This is a genomic window from Phytohabitans rumicis (genome assembly GCF_011764445.1).
Lineage (GTDB): Bacteria > Actinomycetota > Actinomycetes > Mycobacteriales > Micromonosporaceae > Phytohabitans > Phytohabitans rumicis.
Map to the genome: position 1 here is coordinate 3,462,292 of NZ_BLPG01000001.1, position 24,312 is coordinate 3,486,603.

The 24,312-nt window shown below is 69.7% G+C and carries 26 protein-coding genes, 1 tRNA gene and 3 pseudogenes; 18 read left to right on the forward strand and 12 right to left on the reverse strand.

Annotated elements, in window-relative coordinates:
- Positions 1-8: 8 nt before the first annotated feature.
- The 4 genes and pseudogenes from Prum_RS51510 to Prum_RS15130 form a co-directional block, all read right to left on the reverse strand.
- Positions 9-359, reverse strand: coding sequence for a glycosyl hydrolase-related protein (locus Prum_RS51510; RefSeq protein ID WP_246278571.1), 351 nt, complete (start codon positions 357-359; stop codon positions 9-11).
- Between the two features lie 126 nt (positions 360-485).
- A pseudogene (locus tag Prum_RS51515) lies at positions 486-1,349 on the reverse strand (glycoside hydrolase family 38 C-terminal domain-containing protein); the annotation flags it as partial.
- Positions 1,268-3,049: pseudogene (locus tag Prum_RS51520) on the reverse strand (alpha-mannosidase); the annotation flags it as partial. The pseudogenes Prum_RS51520 and Prum_RS51515, both read right to left, overlap by 82 nt.
- Positions 3,050-3,061: 12 nt before the next feature.
- Positions 3,062-4,366 carry a family 4 glycosyl hydrolase gene (locus Prum_RS15130; RefSeq protein ID WP_371871368.1) on the reverse strand — a complete coding sequence of 435 codons (1,305 nt, stop codon included), beginning with the start codon at positions 4,364-4,366 and terminating at the stop codon, positions 3,062-3,064.
- 274 nt (positions 4,367-4,640) lie between these two features.
- Between Prum_RS15130 and Prum_RS15135 the strand changes: the two genes are divergently transcribed.
- The 7 genes and pseudogenes from Prum_RS15135 to Prum_RS55055 all read left to right on the forward strand — a co-directional run.
- Positions 4,641-5,645: a carbohydrate kinase family protein gene (locus Prum_RS15135; protein ID WP_218577253.1), complete on the forward strand. Its 1,005-nt coding sequence runs from the start codon at positions 4,641-4,643 to the stop codon at positions 5,643-5,645.
- The gene (locus tag Prum_RS49540) at positions 5,642-5,989 is read left to right on the forward strand and encodes a hypothetical protein (protein ID WP_218577254.1); all 348 of its coding nucleotides are present in this window, start codon (positions 5,642-5,644) and stop codon (positions 5,987-5,989) included. Before Prum_RS15135 ends, Prum_RS49540 begins: the two co-directional genes overlap by 4 nt.
- Positions 5,914-6,708, forward strand: a complete 795-nt coding sequence (locus Prum_RS49545) for an ABC transporter substrate-binding protein (RefSeq protein ID WP_218577255.1) — start codon at positions 5,914-5,916, stop codon at positions 6,706-6,708. The genes Prum_RS49540 and Prum_RS49545 overlap by 76 nt, the downstream gene beginning before the upstream one ends.
- Positions 6,709-6,749: 41 nt before the next feature.
- Positions 6,750-6,932 (forward strand): hypothetical protein, encoded by a 183-nt coding sequence (locus Prum_RS49550; RefSeq protein ID WP_218577256.1) that lies wholly within the window; start codon positions 6,750-6,752, stop codon positions 6,930-6,932.
- Position 6,933: 1 nt separating this feature from the next.
- Positions 6,934-7,902, forward strand: a complete 969-nt coding sequence (locus Prum_RS15145) for a carbohydrate ABC transporter permease (protein WP_218577257.1) — start codon at positions 6,934-6,936, stop codon at positions 7,900-7,902.
- Positions 7,899-8,726, forward strand: coding sequence for a carbohydrate ABC transporter permease (locus Prum_RS15150; protein WP_173077164.1), 828 nt, complete (start codon positions 7,899-7,901; stop codon positions 8,724-8,726). Before Prum_RS15145 ends, Prum_RS15150 begins: the two co-directional genes overlap by 4 nt.
- Positions 8,723-8,962, forward strand: a pseudogene (locus tag Prum_RS55055) (endonuclease/exonuclease/phosphatase family protein); the annotation flags it as partial. The gene Prum_RS15150 and the pseudogene Prum_RS55055, both read left to right, overlap by 4 nt.
- Here Prum_RS55055 and Prum_RS51525 read toward each other — a convergent pair.
- The gene (locus Prum_RS51525; RefSeq protein WP_246277901.1) at positions 8,920-9,117 is read right to left on the reverse strand and encodes a hypothetical protein; all 198 of its coding nucleotides are present in this window, start codon (positions 9,115-9,117) and stop codon (positions 8,920-8,922) included. The pseudogene Prum_RS55055 and the gene Prum_RS51525 overlap by 43 nt on opposite strands.
- On the opposite strand from Prum_RS51525, the gene Prum_RS15160 reads away from it, so the two are divergent.
- Together Prum_RS15160 and Prum_RS15165 are read left to right on the forward strand one after the other, a co-directional pair.
- Complete coding sequence (locus Prum_RS15160) at positions 9,103-9,492, forward strand: endonuclease/exonuclease/phosphatase family protein (protein ID WP_246277902.1); 390 nt, start codon at positions 9,103-9,105, stop codon at positions 9,490-9,492. The two genes, Prum_RS51525 and Prum_RS15160, sit on opposite strands and share 15 nt — an antisense overlap.
- A gap of 42 nt (positions 9,493-9,534) precedes the next feature.
- Positions 9,535-9,708 (forward strand): hypothetical protein, encoded by a 174-nt coding sequence (locus Prum_RS15165; protein WP_173077167.1) that lies wholly within the window; start codon positions 9,535-9,537, stop codon positions 9,706-9,708.
- Positions 9,709-9,775: 67 nt separating this feature from the next.
- Here Prum_RS15165 and Prum_RS15170 read toward each other — a convergent pair.
- From Prum_RS15170 to Prum_RS15180, 3 genes are all read right to left on the reverse strand, one after another.
- Positions 9,776-9,849: transfer RNA gene (locus Prum_RS15170), tRNA-Met, on the reverse strand.
- A 246-nt stretch (positions 9,850-10,095) separates the two neighbouring features.
- The gene (locus Prum_RS15175) at positions 10,096-13,065 is read right to left on the reverse strand and encodes a UPF0182 family membrane protein (protein ID WP_173077168.1); all 2,970 of its coding nucleotides are present in this window, start codon (positions 13,063-13,065) and stop codon (positions 10,096-10,098) included.
- A gap of 112 nt (positions 13,066-13,177) precedes the next feature.
- Positions 13,178-14,194, reverse strand: coding sequence for a YlbL family protein (locus tag Prum_RS15180; RefSeq protein ID WP_173077169.1), 1,017 nt, complete (start codon positions 14,192-14,194; stop codon positions 13,178-13,180).
- 85 nt (positions 14,195-14,279) lie between these two features.
- On the opposite strand from Prum_RS15180, the gene Prum_RS15185 reads away from it, so the two are divergent.
- Positions 14,280-15,494 (forward strand): zinc-dependent metalloprotease, encoded by a 1,215-nt coding sequence (locus Prum_RS15185; RefSeq protein ID WP_173077170.1) that lies wholly within the window; start codon positions 14,280-14,282, stop codon positions 15,492-15,494.
- A gap of 6 nt (positions 15,495-15,500) precedes the next feature.
- On the opposite strand, the gene Prum_RS15190 is transcribed toward Prum_RS15185, so the two are convergent.
- The gene (locus Prum_RS15190) at positions 15,501-16,097 is read right to left on the reverse strand and encodes a hypothetical protein (protein ID WP_173077171.1); all 597 of its coding nucleotides are present in this window, start codon (positions 16,095-16,097) and stop codon (positions 15,501-15,503) included.
- A 200-nt stretch (positions 16,098-16,297) separates the two neighbouring features.
- Between Prum_RS15190 and Prum_RS15195 the strand changes: the two genes are divergently transcribed.
- The 7 genes from Prum_RS15195 (at position 16,298) to Prum_RS15225 (ending at position 20,865) form a co-directional block, all read left to right on the forward strand.
- Complete coding sequence (locus Prum_RS15195) at positions 16,298-16,711, forward strand: HIT family protein (RefSeq protein WP_173077172.1); 414 nt, start codon at positions 16,298-16,300, stop codon at positions 16,709-16,711.
- Between the two features lie 52 nt (positions 16,712-16,763).
- The gene (msrA, locus tag Prum_RS15200) at positions 16,764-17,426 is read left to right on the forward strand and encodes a peptide-methionine (S)-S-oxide reductase MsrA (RefSeq protein WP_173077173.1); all 663 of its coding nucleotides are present in this window, start codon (positions 16,764-16,766) and stop codon (positions 17,424-17,426) included.
- A 62-nt stretch (positions 17,427-17,488) separates the two neighbouring features.
- Entirely contained in the window at positions 17,489-17,692 is a 204-nt protein-coding gene (locus Prum_RS15205; protein WP_218577848.1) for a hypothetical protein, read from the forward strand.
- Between the two features lie 17 nt (positions 17,693-17,709).
- Positions 17,710-18,102, forward strand: a complete 393-nt coding sequence (locus tag Prum_RS15210) for a type II toxin-antitoxin system VapC family toxin (protein ID WP_246277903.1) — start codon at positions 17,710-17,712, stop codon at positions 18,100-18,102.
- 88 nt (positions 18,103-18,190) lie between these two features.
- On the forward strand, positions 18,191-19,177 hold the full coding sequence (locus Prum_RS49555; protein ID WP_218577258.1) for a formylglycine-generating enzyme family protein: 987 nt from the start codon (positions 18,191-18,193) through the stop codon (positions 19,175-19,177).
- Between the two features lie 261 nt (positions 19,178-19,438).
- Positions 19,439-20,383, forward strand: coding sequence for a ribonuclease Z (locus tag Prum_RS15220; protein WP_173077174.1), 945 nt, complete (start codon positions 19,439-19,441; stop codon positions 20,381-20,383).
- On the forward strand, positions 20,344-20,865 hold the full coding sequence (locus Prum_RS15225) for a GNAT family N-acetyltransferase (protein WP_173077175.1): 522 nt from the start codon (positions 20,344-20,346) through the stop codon (positions 20,863-20,865). Before Prum_RS15220 ends, Prum_RS15225 begins: the two co-directional genes overlap by 40 nt.
- A gap of 244 nt (positions 20,866-21,109) precedes the next feature.
- On the opposite strand, the gene Prum_RS15230 is transcribed toward Prum_RS15225, so the two are convergent.
- The gene (locus tag Prum_RS15230; RefSeq protein ID WP_173077176.1) at positions 21,110-21,388 is read right to left on the reverse strand and encodes a hypothetical protein; all 279 of its coding nucleotides are present in this window, start codon (positions 21,386-21,388) and stop codon (positions 21,110-21,112) included.
- Positions 21,389-21,545: 157 nt separating this feature from the next.
- Here Prum_RS15230 and Prum_RS15235 point away from each other — a divergent pair, with 157 nt between their 5' ends.
- On the forward strand, positions 21,546-22,490 hold the full coding sequence (locus tag Prum_RS15235; protein WP_173077177.1) for a S1C family serine protease: 945 nt from the start codon (positions 21,546-21,548) through the stop codon (positions 22,488-22,490).
- Between the two features lie 70 nt (positions 22,491-22,560).
- Here the strand turns inward: Prum_RS15235 and Prum_RS15240 are convergent, their stop codons facing one another.
- Both Prum_RS15240 and Prum_RS15245 read right to left on the reverse strand, forming a co-directional pair.
- Positions 22,561-23,934, reverse strand: coding sequence for a cystathionine beta-synthase (locus tag Prum_RS15240; RefSeq protein WP_173077178.1), 1,374 nt, complete (start codon positions 23,932-23,934; stop codon positions 22,561-22,563).
- Between the two features lie 4 nt (positions 23,935-23,938).
- Positions 23,939-24,292 (reverse strand): DUF1232 domain-containing protein, encoded by a 354-nt coding sequence (locus tag Prum_RS15245; protein ID WP_173077179.1) that lies wholly within the window; start codon positions 24,290-24,292, stop codon positions 23,939-23,941.
- Between the last annotated feature and the right edge of the window lie 20 nt (positions 24,293-24,312).

Below are 24,312 nucleotides of genomic sequence, written 5' to 3' on the forward strand. Positions count from 1 at the left end.
CGCCTTGATCACGCGGGTGTGCTGCGGGCGAAGCGGAGGGTGACGATCTGGAACGGGCGCAGGCTCAGGTGTACGCCGCCGTCGGAGTCGGCATGCGGCGGAGCGTCCTGCAGGCGGCGCTCCAGCAGGTCCACCACGCTCGCGCAGGACGTCGGAAAGCCCGGTCGCACGGTGGCTGTCGCCCGGCCGCCGGCCGCCTCGTACAGGCGCACCACCACGTCACCCGACCGGTCGTCGGCCAGCTTGACCGCCTCCACCACCACGGCCGGGTTGTCCACCCGGACCAGCGGCGCCGGCACCGCACCCGCGCCACCCTCGGCCACCCGTGCCGGCAGGTTCAGCGCGTACCCCTCGGCCACCGCGTCCACAATGGAGGCGCCGGGCAGCAGGGCGTACGTGAAGCGGTGCAGTCCCTGGTCCGCCTTCGGGTCGGGGAAACGGGGCGCCCGGACCAGGCTGAGCCGGACCGTGGTCGTGGTGCCCCCGTCGCCGTCCCGGGTCGTGCGGGTGACGTCGTGGCCGTACGTCGAGTCGTTGAGCACCGCCACCCCGTAGCCGGGCTCGGACACGTGCATCCACCGATGGGCGTACACCTCGAAGCGGGCCGAATCCCAGCTGGTGTTGTTGTGTGTCGGCCGGTGGACGTGACCGAACTGGATCTCGGCGGCCGAGCGGTCGGCGTGCACGTCGATCGGGAACGCCGCCTTGAGGACCTTCTCGACCTCGTGCCAGTCGATGTCCGTCTCGACGTCGATGCGGCGGCTGCCGGCGCGTACCCGGATGGTCTGCGTGACGCGCGACGCGCCGAACTCCCGCTCGACCCGGATGGCGCCGACCAGCGGTCCACTGTCGACAACGGTGACCGAGCTGGCCTCGGTGAGGTCCACCCGCTGCCGGCGGTAGTGCGCGTCGATGTCCCACGCGTCCCACTCGTTCGGCAGGTCGGCGTGCAGCTGCAACAGGTTGCCCGGGAGCCCGGGGCCAGCACCTCGCGGCCGGCGGTCAGGTCCCGCACCGACGTCAGTAGGCCGTTCTCGTCGACCTCGACGCGCACCAGCCCGTTGTCCAGCACCAGACCGTCCACAGTGACCGCAGCCGGCGACGCCGTAGCCGCCACGGCCGCCACACCCAGTGCGGGCACCGTCACGAGGGTGCCGTCGACCACCTCGGTACGCGGGTGCGGCGCGGCGTTGAACACGCCACCGCCCAGCGTGGACAGTGCAGAGTCGACGATCCGGTTCAGCTCCTCCGCCACCCGGGCGTACGTGGCCTCGGTCTCCTGGTGCACCCACGCGATCGAGCTGCCCGGCAGGATGTCGTGGAACTGGTGCAGCAGCACGACCTTCCACAGTCGATCCAGCGCCTCATACGGGTACGCCGCGCCGGTGCGTACCGAAGCGGTGGCGGCCCACAGCTCGGCCTCGCGCAGCAGGTGCTCGCTGCGGCGGTTGCCGGCCTTGGTACGGGCCTGGCTGGTGTACGTGGCGCGGTGCAGCTCCAGGTACAGCTCGCCGGACCAGACCGGCGCGTCCGGGTACTCGGCCTCGGCGGCGCGGAAGAAGTCGGCCGGCTTCTCGATGACCACCCGGGGCGAGCCCTCCAGGTCGTGCAGCCGGCGCGCCTTCTCCAGCATCTCCCGGGTGGGGCCACCGCCGCCGTCGCCCCAGCCGAACGGCACCAGCGAGCGGGTGCCGGCGCCCTTCTCCGCATAGTTGGCCACCGCGTGAGCCAGCTCGCTCCCGCTGAACTCGGAGTTGTACGTGTCCACCGGCGGGAAGTGGGTGAACACCCGGGTGCCGTCGATGCCCTCCCACCGGAAGGTGTGGTGCGGCAGCTTGTTCGTCTGGTTCCAGGACAGCTTCTGAGTCAGGAACCAGCGCACGCCGGCGAGCCGCGCGATCTGCGGGAACGCCGCGGTGTAGCCGAACGAGTCGGGCAGCCAGATCTCCTCGCACTCCACGCCGAACTCGTCCATGAAGAACCGCTTGCCGTGGACGAGTTGGCGGGCCAGGGCCTCGCCGCCGGGCAGGTTCGCGTCGGACTCCACCCACATGCCGCCCACCGGCGCCCACTGCCCGGCCTTGACCGCCTCGCCGATCCGCTGGAACACCGCCGGCTGGTGCGTCTTGACCCAGGCGTACTGCTGCGCCTGCGAGGCCGCGAAGATGAACTCCGGGTACTCCGCGGCGAGCGCGGTGACGTTCGCGAACGTCCGCGCGGACTTGCGGATGGTCTCCCGCTGCGGCCACAGCCAGGCGCTGTCGATGTGGGCGTGGCCCACCGCGGCGAGCGTGTGCGCGCTCGCGTGCGCGGGGCTGGCCAGCACCGCGGCGAGCCGGGTCCGCGCGGCTGTCGCGGTCCCAGCGACGTCCTGCGCATCGAGTACGTCGGCGGCCCGTTCCATGGCGCGGAGGATCTCGTGCCTTCGCGGGTCGTGTGTGGACAGTTCGGCCATGAGCCCGGACAGCACCTCGAAGTCCAGAGCCAGGTGCCAAGCCTCCTCGTCCAGCACCGCCAGGTCCACGGCGGCGAGCCGGTACAGCGGCTCCTTCCCCGCGGTGGCCTTGTCCCCGAGAGGGGTGGGCTTGAAGCCGTCGACCCCGACGTCGGGGTTGGCCGCCGCCTCGATCAGCAGCGCGACGTCCTCGCCCCCGCGCGCCGGGCTGGCGATCGGCACGTACATGTTGCGGGGCGCGACCCCCTTGATCGGCCGCCCGGCGCGGTCGTAGACCAGCCCCTCGGCCTGAAAGCCCGGCCCGCCGCCGGTGAAGCCGAGGTCGACGACCAGTTCGACGCGCCGCCCCGCCCACTCCGCCGGCACCTGGCCGGTCACCCGGAACCACGCGGTCGACCACGGCGTACCCCAGGGCTCGCCGACGCCCGACGCCCGGTACGTCGCCGCCAGCGCCTCGGCGACCGGCACCGGCTCGTCCGGCACGTACCAGACCTCGATCTGCAGGGGTACGCGTGCGGAGTACTTCGCCGGGAGGATGCGCTCTTTGTAGAGGCGGTCGAGCCGGCGCTCGACGTGGATCCGGTCGTCGTGCACGGACGAGCCCTTCTATCCGCGGAGGTAGGACAACTGCGGGAACTGCTGGACGTACTGATCAAGCATCCGCTGCGCGACGGTGACCGAGCCAACCAGCGGGTGCAGCGCGAGCGCCTTCAGCGCGGCCCGGCGGGAGCCCTCGACCGCGGCCTCGATCGCGGCCCGCTCCACGGCCTTGACGCTGGCGACCAGCCCGGCCGCGTGCGCCGGCAGCTGGTTGATCACTACCTGGTGCGGGCCGTTCGCGTCAACCACGCACGGGACCTCCACGACCGCGTCCTCGTCCACCACCGACAGGGCCGCGCGGTTGCGGACGTTCAGGATCAGCACCGTCCGCTCGTCCCGGGCGATGGCCCGCATGATCGAGAGGGCCACCTGCTCGTACCCGCCCGACTCCATGTCGTCGGAGTCCCGGTCGCCGGCGCCGGCGATCTCCCGGGTGTCCGCCATGTACGTGGCCTCCCGCTCAGCGCGCGTGCGCCGCCAGGCGGCCAGCGCCGAGCCCGCGTCGCGCTCGGTCTGGGCGTAGAAGTCCTGCTGCTGGCGGAGCAGGAACGCGCCGCGGGTCAGCGCCGCCGCGCGCCCGGCCCGGATCGCCTCGTGGGAGTAGTAGTAGTAATACAGGTACTCGTTCGGGACGGATCCGAGCGTCTGCAGCCACTCCGCACCGAAGAGCTTGCCCTCCTCGAACGATCCGAGCGCCTCCGCGTTGGCCATCAGCCGCGGCAGGTGGTCGTGGCCCTCGACGTACACGCCGCGCAGCCAGCCGAGGTGGTTGAGGCCGGCGTAGTCGAACCAGGCGGTCGCCGGGTCGAGCCCGAGCAGCCGCGCCACCCGGCGGGTGAGCCCCACCGGCGAGTCGCAGATGCCGATGACCCGGTCGCCCAGGTGCGCCGCCATCGCCTCGGTGACCATGCCGGCCGGGTTGGTGAAGTTGATGGTCCAGGCGTCCGGAGCCAGCTCCGCGATGCGGCGAGCCACCTCGATGGCCACCGGCACCGTGCGCAGCCCGTACGAGATGCCGCCGGCGCCGACCGTCTCCTGGCCGAGAACTCCCTGGTCAAGGGCCACCTGCTCGTCGACGACCCGGCCTTCCAGCCCGCCGACCCGGATGGCCGAGAAGACGAAGTCCGCCCCGGCCAGGGCCTCCTTCAGGTCGGTGGTCACCGAAACGTTGAGCGGTTCCCGGTCGCCTTCGAGCGTCGCCTGCTGCTCCAGGACGTGCCGGATCGCGGTGAGCCGGCGCAGGTCCACGTCGTACAGGACGAGGTCGGTCACCCGCGGCTCACCCTGCTCCACCAGCAGGGCCCGGTGAATGAGGGGGACGCGGAAGCCGCCGCCCCGAGGATCACCAGTTTCACCTCTCGGTCACCTCCACAGCTGAGGCGGCCGGTTCGTTGTACGTCCTGACCACCGTTGATCGCTTCCTCGGTGCCCGGCATCCGGCCTGGTGAGAAGCATGGGCGGGATCGTATCAGCCAAAGTCGCTCATGGCGATGACTGACTTTGAACAGGTATTGCCATTCGGTCAACAGGAGGTGCACACTCATGCGCAAGATTGGACGGCTTCCCGAGCAGAGAGGACGCTTCCGTGACTGAGTCACAGCCGCCGGACGTCTTCCTGTCCGGGTTGCTCTTCGCCGACATTGTGTTCTCCGGGATGCCCAAGCCCCCTACTCTCGGTACTGAGACCTGGACGCGCGGGATGGACTCGGGCCCTGGCGGGATCGCCAACTTCGCTGTCGCGCTGCGCCGGCTCGGCCTGCGGACCGCGCTGGCCGCGGCGTTCGGCGCAGACATGCTCGGGGACTACTGCTGGGCGGAACTGGCCGGCCGCGAGGGCGTCGACCTGTCCGGTTCGCGGCGGTTCCCCGGCTGGCGCACGCCGGTCACGGTGTCCCTCGCGTACGACGAGGACCGCGCGCTGGTGACCCACGGGCAGCCGCCCCCGCTCGCCGCGGACGAACTGGTCGGCCAACCGCCCGCGAGCCGGGCCGCCGCCGTACACATCGGGGAAGAGCCGCAGAGCTGGCTGGCCCGCGCGCAGGCCCAGGGGACGCTGGTCTTCGCCGACCTCGGCTGGGACCCTTCGGGCTCCTGGGCGCCGGAGGTGCTGGAGCAGCTGTCGCACTGCCACGCGTTCTTGCCCAACGCGGGCGAGGCGATGCGGTACACGGCGACGGATTCGCCGGCCGCGGCGCTCACCCGCCTCGCCGAACTCGTACCCGTGGCGGTGGTCACGCTCGGCCCCGACGGCGCGCTGGCCATCGACAACACGACCGGGGAGTCCGATTCGGTCCGAGGGCTACCCGTCACCACGCTCGACCCGACCGGCGCCGGCGATGTCTTCGGCGCCGCCTTCATCTTCGCGACCCTCGCGAACCTCCCGCTGGCGGAACGCCTGCGGTTCGCGAACCTGGCGGCGGCGCTGTCTGTCCAGCGACTCGGCGGGGCCATGGCCGCGCCCGGCTGGGCGGACATCGCCGAATGGTGGCGGACCACCAGGGCCGGCGATCCCGACCTGGGCCGCGACTACGCCTTCCTCAACGACTGCATACCTGACAACGTGATCTCCGAAGGGTGGGACAACCCATGACAATTTCTCGCAGACGGTTACTACAAGCCGGCCTTTTCGGCGTGGCGAGCGCCACGGTCGGCATGACCGCCGCGTGTGGCGACGACGACTCCTCCGGCAGCACCGGCGGCGACAGCAAGGACCTGTCGCTGTGGTACTGGTCCGGCGGCCTCAGCGACAAGGTCGTCGCCGACGTCTCCACCCAGTTCTCCGACATCACGTTCAAGGCCACGCAGGTCGGGGCAGCTTCAAGGACAAGCTGGTCACCACGATCACCAGCCGCCAGTTCATGCCGGACATCACCGGCATCAAGGGCGAGGACATCGCGTACTTCATGGGCCAGGCGGGCCAGTTCCTCGACCTGAACACGCTGGGCGCGGGCGACCTCAAGAGCCAGTACCTCGAGTGGAAGTGGAAGCAGGGCAGCACCACCGACGGCAAGCTCATCGGCTTCCCGATCGACATCGGCCCCACCGCGCTGTTCTACCGCGAGGACATCTTCAAGAAGGCCGGGCTGCCGAGCGAGGTCGCCGACGTGACCGCGGCGACGTCGACCTGGGACGCCTTCTTCGAGCAGGGCGCGGCGCTGAAGAAGGCGCTGCCCGGCACGTTCATGGTCGGCGAGGCGGCCGAGGTCTTCGACATGGCCGTCGGGCAGACCACCAAGCGGTACGCCGACGCCGACAAGAAGTTCATCGGCGACCAGGAGCACATCCGCAACGCCTGGGACCTCGCCACCAAGGCGGTCGCGCTGGGCATCAGCTTCAAGGTCGCCAGCGGCGGCCAGGACGCCAACGCCGCCTGGAACCAGGGCACGCTGCCGGCCAAGCTGGGCGCGGCCTGGGTCGCGCTGGACATCAAGTCGGCGGCGGAGAAGACCTCGGGCAAGTGGCGAGTGGTGCCGATGCCGGGTGGCCCGGCCAACCAGGGCGGCTCGTTCCTGGCGATCCCGAAGAGCTCCGGCAACCCGAAGAAGGCGTTCGAGATCATCACGTGGATGCTGAACGCCGACAACCAGGCGCGCGGCTACACGGACGCGGCCCTGTTCCCTCCGCGCCGGCCGCGTACAAGCTGTCCGCGCTGACCTCCCCCGACGAGTTCTTCGGCGGGCAGGTCACCATCGACGTGTTCGGTCCGGCCGCCGAGAAGATCCCGGTCGCCTACGAGAGCGAGTACGACAGCGTGCTCCGCGAGTCGTTCGCCACCGAACTGGGCAACGTCGAGACCAAGGGCAAGGACCCCGAGGCCGCCTGGAACGACGCCGTGTCGGCGGCGAAGAAGGCCGGCGAACGGGTGGGAGTCTCCTGACGTGACCCTGTCCCGCACGGCCGCGCCGGCCGCACCCAGGACTCGTCCCCGGGTGCGGCCGCACCGCGCGCCGGAACGCCGCCGCCGGGGCTTCCTCGCTTACTGGCCGCAGTACCTGGCGATCTCGCCGTTCTACATCCTGTTCGCGGTGTTCGGCCTGGCCCCGCTGCTGTTCTCGTTCTACCTGGCGTTCCAGCGCTGGGACGGCATCGGCGAGATGCAGTTCGCCGGGCTGGACAACTTCCAGTACCTGATCAGCGACGACGTCTTCTGGCTGTCGCTGTGGAACACGCTGCTCATCTGGGTGCTCTCGACGGTGCCCACGCTGTGTCTGGCGCTGGTCCTGGCCGTGCTGCTCAACTCCGTGAAGCGGTTCAAGGCGTTCTACCGGATGGCGTTCTTCATCCCGAACATCACCTCGACGGTGGCCATCTCGATCTTCTTCGGTGCGCTCTTCGCGACCAACTACGGCCTGGTCAACGCCGCACTGAAGGCCGTCGGCCTGCCCGAGGTCGCCTGGCTGCAGAACACCTGGGGCATCAAGATCGTGATCGCGGTGCTCACGGTCTGGCAGTGGACCGGGTACAACGCCATCATCTACCTCGCCGGCCTGCAGACGATCTCCAGCGACCTGTACGAGCAGGCGAAGGTCGACGGCGCCAACGCGGTCCAGCTCTTCTTCCACATCACGCTGCCGCTGCTGCGCCCGATCATCCTCTTCACGGTCGTCCTGTCGACCATCGGCGGGCTGCAGACGTTCACCGAGCCCAAGGTGCTGCTCGGCGACACCGCCGGCACCGGGCAGAGCGGCCTGACCATGGTGTTCTACTTCTACCGGCAGGCGTTCTCGCACAACGACTACGGGTACGGCGCGGCGATCGCCATGGTCGTGCTCCTCGTCGTGGCGCTCTTCACGATCCTCAACTGGGCGCTCGTCCAGCGCGGAGAGGGCGGGAGGGCCCGCCGATGAGTCCCAAGAAGGCGCGCGGCCTGCTGCTGCACGGGGTGCTGATCGCCGGCACGATCCTGGCGCTGTTCCCCTTCTACTGGATGGTCGTGATGGCGACCAACTCCACGGCCGACATCTACCGCTTCCCGCCGAAGCTCACGTTCGGCTCGCAGCTGATCACCAACCTGCGCAACGTCCTCGACAGCATCGACTTCTTCGGCTCGATGCTCAACACGCTCCTCGTGGCGGGCACGACGACCCTGCTCGTGCTCTTCTTCGACTCGCTCGCGGCGTTCGCGTTCGCGAAGTACGACTTCCCCGGTCGCCGGGCGCTCTTCGCCGTGCTGATCGGCACGTTCTTCCTGCCGGTCGGGCTCGCGGTCATCCCGCAGTTTGTCATCATGGTGGAGCTGGGCTGGGTCGGCTCGCTGCGGGCGTTGATCATCCCGGCCGCGGCCAACGCGTTCGGCATCTTCTTCCTGCGGCAGTACATCCAGAACGCCATACCCGACTCGGTGCTCGACGCGGCCCGGCTCGACGGGGCCGGCTTCTTCCGGCAGTTCGTCAGCGTCGTGCTCCCGATCATCCGGCCGGGCCTCGCGTTCCTCGGCATCTACACGTTCATCGCAGCGTGGAACGACTTCATCTGGCCCCTGGTCGTGCTGGTCAACCCCGACCAGGTCACCCTCCAGGTGGCGCTGCAACAGCTCAACGGCGTACACGGCACGGACTACAGCCGCATCATGGCCGGCGCGCTGCTCTCCGTACTCCCCTTGATCGTCATGTTCTTGATCTTCGCCCGCAACTTCGTCAGCGACCTGGCCAAGGGCGCGGTACGAGAGTGACGTCGGTCCGGGTCGCGTCGCTGAACATCTGGCACGACGCCGGGCCCTGGCCGCGGCGGCTGCCGCTGATCCGGCGGGAGATCCAGCGCCTCCAGCCGGACATCCTGGGACTGCAGGAGGTGATGCGGTCGGGCGACCTGCGGTTCGGGTCGCCCGACACGTGTCAGGCCATGGCCATCGCGCACGGCCTCGGCTACCACGTCGCGTACGCCCCCGCCGCTCCCCGCGGCGGCATGGATCCGCGCTGGCAGGGCAACGCGCTGCTCAGCCGCTGGCCGATCCACGAGCGGCGGATCTTCCCCTGCCCGGCGCCGACGTCGCCGAGCCGCGCGCCCTGCTGTACGCCCTGGTCCAGACCCCGCTCGGCGACCTGCCGGTGTCCGTCACCCACCTCACCTGGGAGCCGCACCACGCCCCGCTGCGGTTGCGGCAGGTGGAGTACGTCTCCGCCATGGCACCGTCGGGCGTGCTGCTGGGCGACTTCAACGCGGAGCCGGACTCGGCCGAGATGAAGCACCTACGGGCCGCCGGGTTCGCCGACGCCTGGGGCGACGGCCCGGCGGGGTACACGTTCGACCGGGTCAACGACTACGCCCGCGACGCCGACGAGCCCAGCTGCCGCATCGACTACGTCCTGGTCCGAGGGCGCGGCTTGGCGGCGGTCCGGATGTGGCTGGCGTGGACCGAGCCGGAGCGCACCGCGTCGGGCGCGGTGTGGCCGTCCGACCACTTCGGCGTGGTCAGCGACCTGAGCATCGACGCGTAACGTCCGTACCTACGGGTTCGGGCGGCCACCACGATCCGGTCCATGACCACACCCGCCGCAGCGCCGATCGCGCCGCCGGTGGATGCCGAGGTCGCGGCGGCGTTCGCGGCTCAGCCTCTACTCACACGCGCTGTCTGGCAAGTCGACCGTGACGCAGCCGACATCATCGCAAACCTGATCTTGCAGGAAGAAGACGACCCGGACGAGGACCGTTAGCAATGCCGTTAGCAAACGGATACAAAAACACCCTCCCGGAGAATCTCCAGAAGGGCATTCCTGCTAGTAGCGGGGACAGGATTTGAACCTGCGACCTCTGGGTTATGAGCCCAGCGAGCTACCGAGCTGCTCCACCCCGCGTCGGCTCCTTAACACTAGCGCACGGTTCGCCGTACCTGCAAAACGGGCCCGCAGTGGCGTGGCGCACCCTCCGTCGATCAAGGATTTCCACGCGGATCAAGGGCAAACGGTCGTGGTTTGGAGATCAAACCACGACCGTTTGCCCTTGATCGACGCGCAGAAGGGCGCGCAGGCCCACGCGGCACGCGGCACGCGGCACGCGGCGCGCGGCCCGCGCGCAGAGGGGCGCGCGGGCCGCGGAGAGCGCTAGCCGCCTGGGGAGGGGATGGGGAGGGGATGTGGGGGTGAGGTGCCTGAGGGCGATGGGGATGGGGTGGCGTTGGGGGTGCCGCCGGCGGCGCGGAGGGCCGTCTGGAACTCGGCCATCGCGTCGTCGAACGCCTTCAGCGCCCGGCCCTCGCGCTCGAAGTCGCCGGCCGCCCGTGCGGCCTTGACCTCCGCCCACGCCTTCTCGACCTTGTCGGCGGCGGCCGCCAGCTCGGGCGTCAGCGTCTGGGTGCCGCCCTGTGTCGGCGGGTTCTCGGTGCCGGTCTGGGGTGGTGGAGCGCCCTGTTTGCCTTGGTCGACCAGTTCCTTGATGCCCGCTTGGAGCGAGTCGGCCAGTACGACGTACGAGCCACCGTCGCCATAGGACATGAGGATCTTTTGGAGCACCGGGTACGCGTTCTCCTGGTTGCTCTTGACGTACACGGGCTCCACATAGAGCATGCCGTTGCCGAACGGCAGGGACAGCAGGTTGCCGTAGAGCACCTGGGCCTGGTTCGACGAGAGCAGGTTCAGGTCCTGTCTGATCTGGGCGTTAGTGTTCGTCATCCGCTGGTGCACCTGCACCGGGCCGGACACGGCCGTTTGATCGGGCAGTTCCCACACGTGCAAGACCGGTCTGTCGTCCACATAGGAGCCGGAGATGAGCGCGGCGAGGTTCTGCCGGCCGAGCGGGGTGACCGCCGAGGTGAGCTGGAATCTCGGCTCGTTCTGGCCCGGGAACTGGGTCAGCAGGTAGTACGGCGGCTGCTTGACGCCGGTGTCGGGCTTGTCGGGGGCGTTGGGCACCTCCCAGAAGTCCGACCCGTTGAAGAACTCGCCCGGGTCGGTGACGTGGAAGTTCGCCAGCAGGTTGCGCTGCACCTTGAAGAGGTCGGCCGGGTAGCGGAAGTGCGCGTTCAGCTCGTCCGGGATGTCCGCCTTCGGGATGACCAGGTCGCCGCCGAACGCCTTGTTCCACGCCTTGAGCACCGGGTCGGCGTCGTCGAACTCGTACAGCTTGACGGTGCCGTCGTACGCGTCGACGGTGGCCTTGACCGAGTTGCGGATGTAGTTGACGTTCTCCCGGGCCAGCGCGAACGTGCCGACGTTGGTCAGCTCGTCTGCCGTCTCGGTCTGCAGGTTGACCCGCTTCGAGTACGGGTAGGTGCCCGCCGTCGTGTACCCGTCGAGGATCCACACGATGCGCCCGTCGACCTCGGCCGGGTACGGGTCGCCGTCCATGGTCAGGAACGGCGCCACCTTCTCCACCCGGTCCCGCGGGTTGCGGACGTACAGCAGCTTGGAGTTGTCGTTGACCGCGTCGGAGAGCAGGAAGTTGGACTCCCGCTCCTTGACGCTGTACAGCAGCCGGCGCATGAAGGAGCCGATCTCGACGCCACCCGTGCCGGTGTACGTGTAGTTGACGCCCTGCTCGCCGTTGGAGCCGGTCGGCCGGTCGTACTCGACGTGCCGGTCCGGGTCGGCCTGGCCGACGATCGCGTAGTCCGCGCCTTGCTGGCCGCCGCCGACCTGCTCGCCGTAGTAGATGCGCGGCTGCTCGACCGGGATCTGCTCCTGGTTGGAGGCGCACGCCTCGGGCGTCTGGTCGTCGCCGAGGAAGCCGGAGACGAAGTACGGCTGCCCGCCGCACACGATCTGGTTGGCCGGCGCGCCGACCAGGCCGTACCCGTGGGTGTAGACCGTGTGGCGGTTGAGCCAGTTGCCCTGCTGGTCGGTCAGCTGGCTGTAGTTGATCTCGCGGACGCCCACGACGTAGTCCTGGGTCTTGCTGTTGATCGTGTAGCGGTCGATGTCGAGCTTCTGCCCGAAGTCGTAGAAGCCCCGGACCTGCTGCAACTGGGTGTACGACTGCGAGACGAGCTCGGGGTCGAGCAGCCGGATGTTGGGCACGACCGAGGTGTCGGTCGCCAGCGAGGCGGGCGGCGTGAGGTTGCTGGCCGAGTACGCATCGGTCTTCACCGTAGATAGGCCGAAGGCATCTCGGGTGGCGTTGATGCCGCGCTCGATGTAGTCGCGCTCCTTGTCCCGGACGCTGGGGTTGACCTCGAAGGTCTGCACCGCCCAGGGATAGATGCCGCCGATCGCGACCGCGGAGATGGCCAGCAGCGCGAGCGAGACGCCGGGCCAGACCAGATTGCGCATCACCGCGTTGGAGAACACGATGATCGCGATCGCCACGACGATCGAGATGTACGCCAGGATCTCCTTGGCCGGCAGGAGCGCGTTGATGTCGGCGTACCCGGCGCCGTAGAGGTTGGGCGGGTTCTGCTCGAGCAGGAGTGCCCGCCGGTCCAGGACGTACGCGATGGCCTTGAGCAAAACGAAGACCGCCACCAGCGAGGTCAGGTGGGCACGCGCGGCGGTGGTCATCCGGTCGCCGATGCCCTGTAGCCGCACGCCGCCGAAGACATAGTGGACGGCGAGCGAGCCGAGCACCGACAGCACGACGGCGGTGAAGCCGACGCCGAGCAGGTAGCGCAGGAACGGGTACTCGAAGACGTAGAACCCGATATCGATCTTGAACTCGGGGTCGGTGACGCCGAACGGCTGCGAGTTGCGGAAAAGCATCCAGTCGCGCCAGCGGCTCTGCCCGGACAGTCCGGCGAAGAGCCCGATGATGATGGAGAGCACCGCGATCCAGGTGCCGATGCGCGGGCTGAGCACCATCCGGTAGCGCTCCAGCGTGGCCTGCTCGGCCGAGTGCGGGCGCAGCAGCGGACGGAGCCGATAGGCGAGGTAGAGGTTGCCCCCGACCACCACCGCCATGGCCAGCCCTATCGCGAAGAAGAGCAGGATCCGCGTGGTCAGCACGTCCGAGAAGACCTGGGTGTACTGGACCTCGTCGAACCACAGCCAGTCGGTCCACACCTCGACCGCCCAGCCCATCAGGGTAAAGAGCAGGAATACCCCGACGAGTACGCCGATAGTGACGCGCCCCCGCCTGCTCATTCTCGGCAGAGGACTGCTACGCACGACCACGGTATGCTCCGCAAGTTGTTGGCTGATCCGCTCCGATCAGGGACCTACAGTACGGGGTGTACCTGAAGGTCATGCCCCTAGGTCAGCAGAGCGGCGGCTGACCCCCGTCGCGGAGCGTCTGCAGCGCGGCCAGCGCCTCGTCGAGGGTCGCCACCTTGATCAATGGGAGCCCCGGGCGGTCATTGCTCTTGGCCTCGGCGCAGTTGTCGGCGGGCGTGAGAAACACGGTCGCGCCCGCGTTCTTGGCGCCCACGAGCTTCTGCCCGATGCCGCCGATCGGGCCGATGTTTCCGTCGTCGTCGATGGTCCCCGTACCCGCTATGATCTTGCCGCCGGTGAGGTCGGCCGGCTCGATCTTGTCGATGATGCCCAGCGCGAACATCAGGCCCGCGCTCGGGCCGCCGATCTTCGACAGATCGATCTTCAGCTCGAACGGGTGCGGCTGCTTCGGCTCGATCTCCACGCCGATGCGCGGCGGCTCGCCGTCCTGGGCCCGGGTCTTGATCTTCACGGTCGCGTTGGCGTTTGCGCGGGTGTAGCCGATGGTCAGCTCGGTGCCGCCCGGCTCCGCCCGGATCATCTCGGTCAGCTTCGGCCCGCTGGTCACCGGCTTGCCGTTCACGGAGGTGAGGATGTCTCCGGCGCGCAGGACGCCCTCGGAGGGTCCGCCGGCGGTGACGTTCTTGACGGTCACCTGCACCGGGTAGCCGAGCTCGCGCAGCGCCGACGTCTCCGCGCTGCTCTGCGACGCCTTGAAGTCCTCGGCGTTGCGCTCCTCGACCTGCTGCTCGGTCTGGTCCGGCGGGTAGATCAACTCGCGCGGCACCACGGCCTCGTCGTCGCTGAACCAGCCCGCGATCGCGGAGAGCAGCTTGACGTCCGGCTGCACGCCGACGGTGGTCAGGCGCAGCTGCCCCGCCGAGGTCGAGGTCTGCGTGCCGGTGACCTGAATGACCTCTTTGCCGTCCTCTTTACCCAGCGTGTCCACGGTGGGGCCGGGGCCGAGCACCACGTACGGGATAGGGGCGGCTAGCACTCCCACGCTCAGCAACGCGGTGATCAGCGCGCCGAGGAGGACAGTGACACCGCGACGTCTCATGCGCGAAGCGTACCTACCCCGGTTTCTCCCTGAGCTGACAGCGCGGACACGGCAGGCGCCAAAACCCGGGCGTACCGTGGATGACGTGCCTGATATCCCGTTCGGCTTCGCTCTCCCGGGCGCGCAGCCACCCGACCCCAACGATCCGCAGCAGATGCAGCAGTTCATGGCTCAGCTGCAGCAGTTGCTCGCGACCCCCGGCACCGGCCCCGTCAACTGGGACCTGGCCCGTCAGGTAGCGGTGAGTCAGCTCGCCGGGACCGGCGACCCGGCGGTCAACGTCTACGAGCGGAACGAGGTCGACGAAGCCCTGCGCCTGGCCGACCTCTGGCTGGAGCCCGCCTCCGCGCTGCCGTCGGGCATCCACACGTCCGTGGCGTGGACGCGCAACGAGTGGATCTACAACACCCTGGACGTCTGGCGCAAGCTGTGCGACCCCGTCGCCGGCCGCATGGTGTCGGCCATGGGCGACCTGGTGCCGCCGGAGGCGCGCGCCCAGCTCGGCCCCATGCAGTCGATGGTCACCACGCTGGGCGGCGCGCTCTTCGGGGGTCAGCTGGGCCAGGCGCTCGGCTCACTCGCCGCCGAGGTGCTCTCCGCCGGCGACATCGGGCTTCCGCTCGGACCGGCCGGCACTGCCGCGCTCGTCCCGGCCAACATCAGCGAGTACGGCAAGGGCCTGGAGCTTCCGCTCGATGAGGTACGCCTGTACGTCGCCATGCGTGAGGCGGCCCACCAGCGGCTCTTCCAGCACGTGCCGTGGCTGCGCGGGCACGTGTTGACGGCGGTGGAGATGTACGCCGCCGGCATCACCGTCAACCGCGAGGCGATCGAAGACGCGATGGGCCGGATCGACCCGACCAACCCGGAGTCGATGCAGGCGATCGCCCTCGAAGGCATCTTCACGCCCGAGGACACCCCGTCGCAGAAGGCGTCGCTGGCCCGGCTGGAAACCGCGCTCGCCCTGGTCGAGGGCTGGGTGTGCCACGTCGTCGACGAGGCGGCCGGCGACCGGCTGCCCAACGTCCTACGCCTCGGCGAGGCCTTCCGGCGGCGCCGCGCGGCCGGCGGGCCGGCGGAGCAGACGTTCGCCGCGCTGGTGGGACTGGAACTGCGCCCGCGCCGGCTCCGCGAGGCCGCCACCCTGTGGGCCGCACTGACGGAGCACCGCGGCACGGCCGCCCGCGACTCGCTGTGGGGCCACCCCGACCTCCTCCCCTCCGATGAGGACTTCGCCGACCCGCAGACCTTCGCGCGATCCCAGCTGGACCTAGGCGACCTGGGAGACCTGGGCCTCTAGCGGTCGCTAGCCGCCGAGGAGGGCGCGGGTCGTGTCCCAGCCCTCCACGGCGGGGTCCAGGGTCGCGAGGTCCGCGGGGGTTCGCAGGCGGCGCCACGGCGGGCTTGAACCCACGTCCGCGGGGCGTGGCGCGGCCGCCCGGATCTCCGCGAGCGCCCCGCTGTCCAGGTCGAACGCCGGCAGCCAGTCCGGTGCCGGCAACCGGGCCGCCACGCCGAGCAGTCCCGGCCCCGGATCCGCCGGAGCCACCGCCAGCGGGCGGGTGGTCAGCGGCCGCAGCAACTTCCCCACCAACAGTCCCGGTACGTCCGGCGCGTCCCCTGCCACGGCCGCCGCCTGCTCGTACCCGTCCTTGGCGGCCACCGCGAAGATCGCTCCCGCACTCAGGTCGGGTACGTCGTACACCGGCATGCTCGGCCAGGCCACCGACTCGGCGAGCGCGCGGTCGGCGGGCAGGGCGGCGATGGCCGGCTCCACCTCGTTGAGGGTCGCGAGCAGGTCGACCAGGTCTTCGGCCAGCGCCGCCCGCCACGCAGCCGCGTCAACCCCCGGCGGATGCCACCGAACCTCACCAAGCACCGCAATAACCACCCGCCGCGTCACGCCCCCAGGCTATCCCGCCCCGTTCCCCCGCCCCGCTCCCTCTCGCGCCGCGCCCCGCTCCCGCCCCCGCTCCCCGCGCTCCGCCCGCTTTCTGCGTCGATCAAGGGCATACGGCCGTGCTTTGATCTCTAATCCACGACCGTTTGCCCTTGATCGACGCGGAATCCCTTGATCGACGCGGCGCGGCTACCCTTTCCGGGGTGGCCGACTGCTTGTTCTGTGGCATCGTGGCGGGCTCCGTGCCGGCGTTCGTGGTAGCCGACGAGCCTGCGGGCTTCGCGTTTCTCGACACCCGGCCGGTATTCAAGGGGCACACCCTCGTGGTGCCGCGCACGCACGTCGCCGTACTCGCTGATCTGCCCGCCGCGGACCTCGCGCCCTTCTTCGGCCTGGTGCAGCGGCTGGCGGTGGCGGTCGAGGACGGCCTGGGCGCGGGCGGGACGTTCGTGGCGATGAACAACAAGGTGTCGCAGTCGGTGCCCCACCTGCACGCCCACGTGGTGCCCCGCACCAAGGGCGACGGCCTGCGCGGTTTCTTCTGGCCCCGCACGAAATACGCCTCCGACGACGAGGCCCGCTCGTACGCCGAGAAGGTCGCCGCGGCACTGGGGTAAGGGTCGGTGCCCCGCGGCGTTGCAGGGTCTGGAAGCATGAGAGGAGCTTGCAGTGTTTCTGCGGCGCATGAAGTTTGACCTGCCCACCCTCGAGAACGCGTTGCCCGGACGGTCGGTCGAGATGCCGGTCGCCGAGCGGCACACGGTGCTCGGGACGCCGCTGCGCGGCCCCTGGCCGGCCGGCGCCGAGGTGGCGGTCTTCGGAATGGGCTGTTTCTGGGGCGCCGAGCGGCTGTTCTGGCGCCTGCCGGGCGTGATCTCGACCTCGGTCGGCTATGCGGGCGGCGTCACCCAGAACCCGACGTACGAGGAGGTCTGCTCGGGCCAGACCGGCCACGCCGAGGTCGTCCAGGTCGTGTACGACCCCAGCAAGATCGGCTATGAGCAGCTGCTGAAGGTCTTCTGGGAGAACCACGACCCGACCCAGGGCATGCGGCAGGGCAACGACGTGGGCACCCAGTACCGTTCGACGATCTACACGACGACCGACGAGCAGCTTGTGGTGGCGGAGGCGTCCCGCGAGGCGTTCGCGCCGGTGGTCGCCCGCGCCGGCCGCGGCGAGATCACCACGGAGATCGGCCGGCTCGGTGAGTACTACTTCGCCGAGGATTACCACCAGCAGTACTTGTCAAGTGACAAAAACCCGAACGGGTACTGCAACCACGGCCCGAACGGGATGACCTGCCCGATCGGGGTAGCGAAGACTGACGCCTGATTGGGATCAGCCAACCAACGCTCGGCGTGACAGACTCGCGGCGAAGGGTGGTGACAGCCAGGATGACGAGTGGAGCCGAACCGCTGAACGACCCGCAGCGCATCGCCCGCCGCCGCGAGTCGCTCGATGAGCAAGCACGACGTCGGGGGATCCGGCCGATCAAGGATGTGTCGGAGATGGCCCGTGATGACGTGTTCGAATCCGACGAAGAACTCGACGCGTTCATCGCGTTCGTGTACGCCGAGCGTCAAGCCAACCTGACGTAGGCGGTCATGACTACGTCGTGTTGGATACCGACGTCGCTTCTCTGATCTTTCGAGAACGCCTCCCGTCATCTATGGCGGCCCGGCTCGCCGGCAAGACCTGGTGCCTGACGTTCGTCACGGTCGGCGAGATGACCCCATGGGCAACGCTTCGGGACTGGAGTCGGCGCAACCAAGCGGCGCTTGAGGCGTGGATGTCGCGCTGCATCATGGTGAACGCGAGTTGGGAGACCGCGCAGACCTGGGGGCGCATGTCCGCCTCCGGCAGGCGCAGGGGCCGCACCCATCCGATCAACGATGCGTGGATCGCGGCATGCTGTCTGACCGAAGGGCTGCCGCTGGCAACTCTTAACACTAAGGACTACGACGACCTGGCCGTCAACCACGGGCTCACAGTGCTCGCAATGGCCTAGCCGGCCTCTGCCGGGTTAGCGCCGGCACATAGCGGGCTCTCAGGTACGCCACCGCGCGTTCACATGGTCCGGCACCACGATCACGCTCATGCACAAGGTCCCGGATCGGCGCACGTTCCTCGCGATGGTCGCTGGGATCGGCGTCGCCGCGGTGGCGGCCTGCGAGTCGTCCTCGTCGGACGGCAAGAGCAACGGCGCCCCCGCCGGCACGAGCACTACCGCGGCGGCAGAAAGCCAGCCGCTGGTCGAGGTCCCGGCGAGCCCGTCGTTCGCGTTCGCCACGGACCTCAGCAACCGGGGTGGCGGCGAGGCAGCGCCGATCGAGGATGACTACTGGATCGGCCGGTATCAGGTTACGAACGCGCAGTACAAGGAGTTCGTCGACGGGACCGCGCGCGGCGCCGTGCCCAAGTACTGGACGGACGGCGCGCCGCCGGCGGACAAGCGGGATCACCCGGTGCTGTTCGTGTCGGCGCAGGACGCCGTGGCGTACTGCGAGTGGCTGACCGCCGCGGTCGGTGGCTGGACCGTCCGGCTGCCCACCGAAGCGGAGTGGGAGAACGCCGCTCGCGGCCCGCAGGGGTACGCGTACCCGTGGGGTGACGAGGCTGGGACCTCGTACGCCTCCGGCAAGATCACCAGTAAGTACAACTACAACGCGGTGTGTGCGGCGTACGCGCTGGCCACCGATGCGTCGCTCGCGTCGATCCTGTCCATCGGCGCGGACGGCGGCGTGCAGGGCTGGATCGATCATGACAGCCGGACTGGCTTCGTCTACACGGATTTGTACGCCAAGATCTCCGCCGCGGGCGGCTACACCACGGCGGTGGGTTCGTACCCGGACGGCCGGAGCCACTACGGCTGCTATGACATGGCGGGCAACGCCTTCGAGTGGACCTCCAGCTTGATCACCGCCAGCAACGGCGCGGAGGCGGGCAAGCAGGTGCACGCGGTCCGCGGCGGATCGTGGTACTCCACCGGGCGCAGCTGCCGGACCAGCTACCGCGGCGAGGGCCGGGATCCGGGCGGCGGCTACAACACCGTCGGTTTTCGCGTCGTCGCCACGAAACGATAGCCACGGAATTGCCGTTGCCGATCACCGCGCCCAGTGGATAGCGTGGCGGTACACGGGAAGGGAGGTGGTCCGGCTTTGTATAGCAATGGGACTCGTGAGGTGGCTGTCCGCTAGCCGCTGTCCTTGACAGACACGTCGTCGAGACCGTGTGGCAGCGGTGCGGCGAAAATCAAGTCAGCCACCCGACCCCGGGGCAACCGGCCCAGTCCAGCCGGCCCGCGCAGCGCGCGGAACCCCGGGGGTCGACCATATAAAGGACCTGTGCGCGAACTCGTCATCCTCGGCACGGCAAGCCAGGTGCCGACCCGAACCCGCAACCACAACGGCTACCTGCTGCGCTGGGACGGCGCGGGGATCCTGTTCGACCCGGGCGAGGGCACCCAGCGCCAGATGCTCCGCGCCGGCGTCGCCGCCTCGGACATCACCCGCATCTGCGTCACCCATTTCCACGGCGATCACAGCCTCGGCCTGCCCGGCGTGATCCAGCGCATGTCGCTCGACCGCGTGAAGCACGCCGTACCGGTGCACTTTCCCGCCTCGGGCGGCGCGTTCTTCGCGCACCTCCGGCACGCGACCAGCTTTTACGAGACCGCCGACGTCCGCGCCGCGCCGATCGCCGGGGACGGCCCCATAGCCCCGCATCTGGAGGCCCGCCGCCTGCGGCACTCCATCGAGACGTACGGCTTCCGGCTGGTCGAGCCCGACGGGCGCCGCATGCTGCCGGACCGGCTGGCCGCCCACGGCATCACCGGCCCGGCCGTCGGCGAGATCATCCGCACCGGCCACCTCGACCTCGACGGGCGGCGGGTCCTGCTCGACGAGGTCAGCGAGCCGCGGCCGGGGCAGCGGTTCGCGTTCATCATGGACACCGGCCTGTGCGACGGCGTGTTCGCCCTAGCGGAGGGCGTCGACCTGCTGGTCATCGAGGCGACATTTCTGTCCGAGGACGCCGCGATGGCCGCCGAGGTCGGCCACCTGACCGCGGCGCAGGCCGCGCACGTCGCACACCAGTCAGGGGTACGACGGCTCGTGCTCACCCATTTCTCCCAGCGGTACGACGATCCGGCGCGCTTTCGGGATGAGGCGCGTGAGCACTTCGCCGGTGACCTTGTGATCGCCGAAGACTTGATGCGGGTACCGGTGCCGGCACGGCTAGCCTGGGACCAGTGGGGATCACGATCCGAACCGCGCACGAGCGGGACCTGACCGACGTCGGCACGCTGCACCACCGTTCCCGCACCGCCGCGTACGCGGACATCGTGCCGGCCGATGCGCTGGCGACGGTATCGCCGTCGAGCATGGCCGCGTACTGGGTGGAGCGCTGGAAGTACGAGCGCGACGACTACCAGATGACGGTGGCGACCGACGCGGACGAGATCGTCGGCTTCACCTACCTGGGGCCGGGTGTGGAGCCCGGCACCGGCATGCTCTGCGCGATCCACGTCGACCCTGCCGCCCAGGGTCGGGGCATCGGTCGCGCGCTGATGGACGACGCGCTGGACAAGCTCGCGGCGGGCGGCTGGCGGCGTGTCGTGCTCTGGGTGCTCGCCGGCAACACCCACGCCCGCCGCTTCTACGAGCGCGGTGGCTGGTCGGCCGACGGCGGCGAGCGCGACGAGTTCATCGGCCCCGCGCTGGTGCGGCAGGTCCGGTACGCCCGGACAATCCAGAGCACGTCGTCGCCGTAACAGTGCCCAGAAAATCGGCTGGGCGAGAGTACGTGACCGATGTATGCGGGGGAACCGGTGATCACGTACTCTCGCCCGCCGTACCCACCCCAAACCGGGGGAAACGCCTGGCCGGAGGCGTAGGACCGACGGAGGCTTGTCGGCCACCAAGTCCGGGTGGGTCTTGTGCGGGACACCACGGCACTGGCGGGGCACCGGGGTGTCACCGCGGGGGTGACAGTCTCATTGAGTTGTCGCTTGCAGGTCAGTCGAAGTAGCCGCGGTTCAGGTCCTCGCGCCAACTGGGCAGCGCGCGGAGTCCGTTCAGGTCGTGCCTGGCCGTCCACGCCTCACGCCAGTGCCGGCGGGATGCCGTCTCGGCGCGCTGGGCGAGCCGTCTGGGCGGACACGGCCACTCCGAGCCGCACCAGACACACTTGCCATCGTGGTCGGGTCGTGCGTGCCGGCCGAGCATGTACTGCGCGTCCCGCCATAACAGGCGGTCCACCACGTCGGTCGGCTCTGTATGGTCGACGCTGACCATCCGTTCCCCCTCTCGGGAGCTACGACTAGTCAACGGGGTGTGCGGCCCGGCCAATCGGACAGGCTGTGCGATTTCCACTTTTGGGGGGTTCCGGCTGTTCGCTAAGAGCGGATGCCACGTCGGGCATTGAGGAGCTTCTCGGGGCGTTTCCTGCTTCATGAGCACCGAACGTGATGTGGAGCGCGAGGCTCTCGACGCGTACTCCCAGGCGGTCACCGGCGTCGCGGCGCGGGTCCTGCCGAGCGTGGCCGCCCTGGCGGTCCGTACAGCCCGGGGCGGCGGCGCCGGATCGGCGGTCACCTTCACCGACGACGGGTTCCTCCTCACCAGCGCGCACGTGGTGACCGGCGCGTCCGGCGGCACGGCCACCTTCGCCGACGGCCTCGAGACGCGGTTCGACGTGGTCGGCGCCGACCCGCTCTCCGACCTCGCCGTCCTGCGGGTACGCGCGACCGGCGGGCCACCGGCCGAGCTCGGTGACGCCGACCGCCTGCGCATCGGGCAGCTCGTGGTCGCGGTGGGCAACCCGATGGGGCTGGCCGGCTCGGTCACCGCGGGCGTCGTGTCCGGCCTGGGCCGGTCGATCCCGGCGCGGGACGGCCGCAACGTCCGGCTGATCGACGACGTGATCCAGACCGACGCGGCGCTCAACCCGGGCAACTCCGGCGGCGCGCTGGCCGACTCCACCGGACGCGTGGTGGGGGTCAACACCGCGGTCGCCGGGTACGGCCTGGGCCTGGCCGTGCCGATCAACTCGACCACCCGCCAGATCATCGGCGAGCTGGTGACCAACCGCCGGGTACGCCGGGCCTGGCTGGGCGTGGCCGGCGTACCCGTGCCGCTGCCGCCCCCGGTCGCCGCAAGGCTGGAGCAGAAGGTCGGCCTGCGGGTCGTCGAGGTGGTGCCCGGCAGCCCGGCCGGGACGGCGGGCATCTACCTCGGCGACGTGATCGTCTCCGCCGGCGGGCGGCCGGTGGCGAACGTGCAGGCGCTGCAGCGGCTCATGCTCGGGCCGGCGATCGGCACCCGCCTGCCGGTGACGGTGCTCCGGCGAGGCGCCTTCGTCGACGTGATCACGGTGCCCGCCGAACTCGACAGCTAGCCCGCCCTTGCTGCAAGGAAGGGCCCCTTGTTATCGCTTTTTGCATAACAAGGGGCCCTTCCTTGCAAGATCAGTGGGCTTGGCCCAAGTGGGCTAGGAGGTCTTGGCGGGTCAGGACACCTTGCGGCTTGCCGTCGACCAGCACCAGGGCCGCGTCCGACTTCTCCAGCAGCCGCACGGCCTCGCTCACCGGCTGACCGCCGCCGATCATCGGCAGGGCCGGGCCCATGTGCCGCTCGATCGTGTCGTGCAGGTGGGCTTGGCCGGTGAAGAGCGCGTCCAGCAGGTCCTTCTCGGCGATCGAGCCGGCGACCTCGCCGGTCACCACGGGCGGCTCCGCCTTGAGCACCGGCAACTGCGACACGGCGTACTCGCGCATGTAGTCGATCGCGTCGCGGACCGTCTCGGTCGGATGCACATGGACCAGCGACGGCATCCCGCCGGGCTTGCTGGTCAGCGCGGCGGCGACGGTCGGCTCGGCGCCGCCGGTCTCCAGGAAGCCGTACCGGGCCATCCAGTCGTCGTTGAAGATCTTGGAAAGGTAGCCGCGGCCCCCGTCGGGCAGCAGCACGACGACCACGGCGTCCGGGCCGGCGTCGCGGGCGACCTCCAGGGCCGCGACGGCCGCCATCCCGCAGGAGCCGCCGACCAGGAGCCCTTCCTCGCGGGCCAGCCGCCGGGTCAGGTCGAACGACGCCTTGTCCGACACCTTGACGATCGCATCGCAGATCGACCGGTCGTACGTCTCCGGCCAGAAGTCCTCGCCGACCCCCTCGACCAGGTACGGCCGGCCGGTGCCGCCGGAGTAGACCGAGCCCTCGGGGTCGGCGCCGATGACGCGGACAGCCCCGCCGGAGACCTCCTTGAGGTAGCGGCCGACGCCCGTGATGGTGCCGCCGGTGCCCACCCCGGCGACGAAGTGGGTGATCCGCCCCTCGGTCTGCTCCCACAGCTCCGGGCCGGTGGTCTCGTAGTGCGAGCGCGGGTTGGCGGCGTTGGCGTACTGGTTGGGCTTCCACGCGCCGGGGATCTCGCGGGCCAGCCGGTCGGAGACGTTGTAGTAGGAGCGCGGGTCCTCCGGCGCGACCGCGGTTGGGCAGACCACCACCTCCGCGCCGTACGCCCGGAGCACGTCCTGCTTGTCCTGGCTGACCTTGTCAGGGCAGACGAACACGCAGCGGTAGCCGCGCAACTGGGCGACCAGGGCCAGGCCGACGCCCGTGTTGCCGCTGGTCGGCTCCACGATCGTGCCGCCGGGTTGGAGGAGGCCGGACTTTTCCGCCTCGTCGACCATCCGCACCGCGATGCGGTCCTTCACGGACCCACCCGGGTTGAGGTATTCGACCTTCGCAAGAACCATCGCCGGGATCCCGGCGGTAACGTTTCGCAGCCTGACCAGCGGGGTGTTGCCGATCAGTTCGACGACGTTGTCGTAGTAGCGCACACGATCAGATTACGTGGCCGGGGATTACGCTCCGTTGCGTGGCTTCCCATTCGAGGAAGCGCTCCGTCTCGGCGAGCACCGCGCCGGCCAGCCAGGTGACCACCACAAGGTCGTCGACCAGGCCCACCGCCAGGAAGATCGCCTCCGGCCAGGCGTCGATCGGCGACACCACGTACGCCGTGGCGGCCGCCATGAGCGCCAGCCGGACGCCGCCGTCGTACTTGCCCGTCATGGTCGCCCAGAGCATCCGGGGCAGCGCGACGAGGCGCCTGCCCAGCGGCGGCCCACCCCGCACTCCGCCGGTCAGCGCACGCCCCAGTGCCGTGAAAGCGGCCGTCCGGTTCAACGTTCTGCCCATGTCTCCCATAGTGCCCGCAG

Excerpts from the sequence above, each read along its gene's own strand:
- Prum_RS49540 (WP_218577254.1), top strand. The coding sequence starts at position 5,642 with ATGACAATTTCTCGCAGACGGTTACTACAAGCCGGCCTTTTCGGCGTG.
- Prum_RS49545 (WP_218577255.1), top strand. The coding sequence starts at position 5,914 with ATGCCGGACATCACCGGCATCAAGGGCGAGGACATCGCGTACTTCATG.
- Prum_RS15150 (WP_173077164.1), top strand. The coding sequence starts at position 7,899 with ATGAGTCCCAAGAAGGCGCGCGGCCTGCTGCTGCACGGGGTGCTGATC.
- Prum_RS15165 (WP_173077167.1), top strand. The coding sequence starts at position 9,535 with ATGACCACACCCGCCGCAGCGCCGATCGCGCCGCCGGTGGATGCCGAG.
- Prum_RS15175 (WP_173077168.1), bottom strand. The coding sequence starts at position 13,065 with ATGAGCAGGCGGGGGCGCGTCACTATCGGCGTACTCGTCGGGGTATTC.
- Prum_RS15180 (WP_173077169.1), bottom strand. The coding sequence starts at position 14,194 with ATGAGACGTCGCGGTGTCACTGTCCTCCTCGGCGCGCTGATCACCGCG.
- Prum_RS15205 (WP_218577848.1), top strand. The coding sequence starts at position 17,489 with ATGACGAGTGGAGCCGAACCGCTGAACGACCCGCAGCGCATCGCCCGC.
- Prum_RS49555 (WP_218577258.1), top strand. The coding sequence starts at position 18,191 with ATGCACAAGGTCCCGGATCGGCGCACGTTCCTCGCGATGGTCGCTGGG.
- Prum_RS15230 (WP_173077176.1), bottom strand. The coding sequence starts at position 21,388 with ATGGTCAGCGTCGACCATACAGAGCCGACCGACGTGGTGGACCGCCTG.
- Prum_RS15235 (WP_173077177.1), top strand. The coding sequence starts at position 21,546 with ATGAGCACCGAACGTGATGTGGAGCGCGAGGCTCTCGACGCGTACTCC.
- Prum_RS15245 (WP_173077179.1), bottom strand. The coding sequence starts at position 24,292 with ATGGGCAGAACGTTGAACCGGACGGCCGCTTTCACGGCACTGGGGCGT.